We start from the raw sequence: 2,849 nt of genomic DNA, 5'->3' as shown, positions 1-2,849 counted from the left end.
TGCGCGCCGGCGCCGGCTCGCCCGACAAGCCCGGGAAACGCCGCAGCAGCCAATCGGCCATGCCGTCGCGTCTGCCGGCGATGCGTTCGCGCAGGCTCGGCGCCCCCTCGCCGCCGGCACCGACTCCGATACCGCCGCGCGCACGGCGCAGGAACTCGGCCTGCTCCTTGCTCGGCGGCGGAACGCGGTCGCTCAGCACCTCGCGCACGCGCTTGCCGGCGAGCCGGTCGTGGCGCGGCGCGCGCAAGCTGAGGCGGCCGTCGTAAGTGTCGTGCAAGGCGTAGTCGTCGATGTCGATGACCAGCGAAGGGTCCAGCGCCTGGGCCTGGGCGAAATACAATGGCTGCAGGCGCCCGCCGACCACCAGTTGCACATCGGCCGGCGTCAGCGCGGCGAGTTCGTCGGCGGTCAACGGCCCCGCGTACAGGCCGTGCGCACCGATACGGCACAACGGCACGCCGGGTGCGTCGTTGCACTGCATCGGCCGCGCCTGCTCGAAGCAGAGTACGTCGCCGTCGTCGAAGCGCCAGGCGCGGCAGCCCATCGCCCATGCGCGCAGAATGCGTTCGGCGCGCTGTTCCGGCGCCAGCCAGTCGGCGCCGAACCACAGCCCCGCCACCGGCTGCCAGCCGCGCCAGACCGGGTAGCGGACCGTCGCATCGGTCTGCGCCTCTGTGTTGCCATTCGTTTCAGCCATCGTCTCCCCCTGTGTAGACGAGCATCTTTCGCGCGCCGTCGCGCAGCACCACCAAACGGCCTTGCAGGTCGACCAAGGCGATCAGGTCGGCGTCGACGGCGACGCTGACCGTACTGATCGGACTCGGCGACTCGTACAGCACCGAACGCCCCTGCGCGCCAATGCGCACCAGCGCCTTGCGGTCCGGGCGCAGCGCGATCAAACCGATGTCGCCGCCGTCGGGCTGGCCCAGCCCGACCACTTTCCAGTCGGCCTGCAGGACGATTTCGTACTCGCTCGGCGGGCGCTCGGCGAGGCGCACGAATACCCGCCAGATGCTAGAGCGTTCGCCGCCGTGCCCGCCGACGATCTGTTCGACGCAGAAACCGCCCGGCCAGCCCATTCCGCACTGAGTCCCGCACAGGAACGCAGCGTTGGCTTGCCCCTGAAATGCGACCCGATCCAAAACCTGATCGAGAGATACCGAATGCAGATGCAGATGGCCGTCGCCGTGACGCAGATAAAACATCCGCTCGGCGTCGCTGCTCGCGATTGCGAGCACCTGATCGGCCACGACCTCGTATACGATGTCGTCGTGCCTGTGCCGCACCCACGACAGCAACTTGCGCTGGCTGGAGAGCAGCCACAAACACCGATAGCCGTTGCCGGGGTTGAACCACACACAGGGCAGCAGACGCGCCTTGCCGGTGGTGACATCGAGATCCCCGGGCGGCGGCAGCGGCAGCCGGCCCATGCCATCGAACTGCCAGCCTTCCAGCCACTGCGTCTGTGGAATCACGCCGGCGAAATGGCGCCCGGTCAGGGTCGCGCCGAGCAGCGACTTGCCCTTGCCCCAGCGCGTGGTCTTCGGCGCCGGCAAGCGCGTCGCCTCGGTCGACGGCAAACGATAGACGTTCGCGGCGCTCTCGCCGGCGAGCGGCACGGCGAGATAGCGGCCGCCGCAGGAGATCAACGGCGGCTGCTTCAGCGACAACTTGCCCTGCCCGTGCGAGCCGGTCTGCACTCCGCTCAGCCGCGCGACCTCGACGCGCTCGAATTCGCCACGCAGCAAGGCGCTCGAACGCTCCGGCGCGGGCAGGTTCAAACGCAGCTCGCGCCGCGCCTGGCGCGAGGCGATGGTCACCGCGAGTTGCTGTTCGGCCGTGCGCGAAACGTCGACGCGATGCCCCAGCCCATAGCCGGCCGCATGCGCGCCGATCGACCAGCGCTCGCCCGGGCTCGGCTCGGCTTCGTCGAGCGCACGCCGCCACTCGCGCTCACAGTGCTCGCGCACGGCCTGTGCGTTGCCCTCGGCGGCGGCAGCGGGGCCGCCCGGCGTCAGGCTGCGCGCCTGCAGCAATTGCTTGAGACGTTCGGGCGCGTCGGCCGGATGCAGCACCCCGGGCGCGCCGAGCACGCCCCAGGCGAAGCGGGCTTTCGCCGCGCGCGCCCGCGCGGCCAGCAGTATCCACATCGCCACGTGCACCAGGCGCGGCGCGCCGAGTTGGCCCGGGCCGGTGTCGAACACCGCAACAGTCAGTGCGTCGGCTTCGCGCGCGACCAGTTTCGGCGACAGGAACAGATGCTCGCCGCCGGCGGCGCGGCGGTCGAATTCCTCCGGCACTTCGTCGGCCAGCGCCCACTCGCTCAGCAACAGACGTTCGTAATGGCCGCGCCGGCGCAGATCGTCGATGCCCTCGGGCTCGGCCACGCCGCGCAGGGCGCGCATGCGGAACGCACCGAGCATCGGATGCAGGCGCAGCAGCAGATCGCCGAGCAGGTCGACGACGTCGGCGTCGAACCAGTCCAGCCACGGCCGCCAGGGTGCGAGCGCCTCGGGTACCCGCATCGGCTCAGCTCCGCCAATGCGCGCGGATCTGCGCGATCAGTTCGTCGCTCGCCGGCAGCGCGCGGTGCAGCGGCACGATCTGCATCGGCTCGGGCCACAGCAACAACGGCGATTGCCGATGCCGGCGCGCGATCGCGCGCAGCAGCAGGTCCAACGGCAGGTCCGGGCGTTGCGTGGTCGGCAGCCACAGCGCCGGCGCATCCTGGCACGGCGCGATATAGGCCACGCCATCGCTCCACGGCAGCGCGTCGCCGGCGCCGGTGACGACGACGGCGTCGGCGTTCGCGGCCAGCATCAGCGCCTCGCGCCGGCGCGCGTCGAGCC

General features: G+C 70.9%; 3 protein-coding genes. All 3 read right to left on the bottom strand.

Annotated elements, in window-relative coordinates:
• On the bottom strand, nucleotides 1-697 hold a 697-nt coding region (locus ACSAMQ_RS20310; protein ID WP_435397391.1), incomplete at its 3' end, for a bpX6 domain-containing protein.
• Nucleotides 690-2,525 (bottom strand): hypothetical protein, encoded by a 1,836-nt coding sequence (locus tag ACSAMQ_RS20305; protein ID WP_435397390.1) that lies wholly within the window; start codon nucleotides 2,523-2,525, stop codon nucleotides 690-692. The genes ACSAMQ_RS20310 and ACSAMQ_RS20305, both read right to left, overlap by 8 nt.
• Nucleotides 2,526-2,529: 4 nt before the next feature.
• A partial coding sequence (locus ACSAMQ_RS20300; protein ID WP_435397389.1) for a hypothetical protein occupies nucleotides 2,530-2,849 on the bottom strand: 320 nt, incomplete at its 5' end.

Origin of the sequence: Lysobacter sp. 1R34A (genome assembly GCF_051217035.1) — a bacterium.
GTDB lineage: Bacteria > Pseudomonadota > Gammaproteobacteria > Xanthomonadales > Xanthomonadaceae > Lysobacter.
The sequence above is the reverse complement of the archived record's forward strand: the minus strand, read 5'-3'. Positions and strand labels throughout refer to the sequence as shown.

Excerpts from the sequence above, each read along its gene's own strand:
- ACSAMQ_RS20305 (WP_435397390.1), bottom strand. The coding sequence starts at position 2,525 with ATGCGGGTACCCGAGGCGCTCGCACCCTGGCGGCCGTGGCTGGACTGG.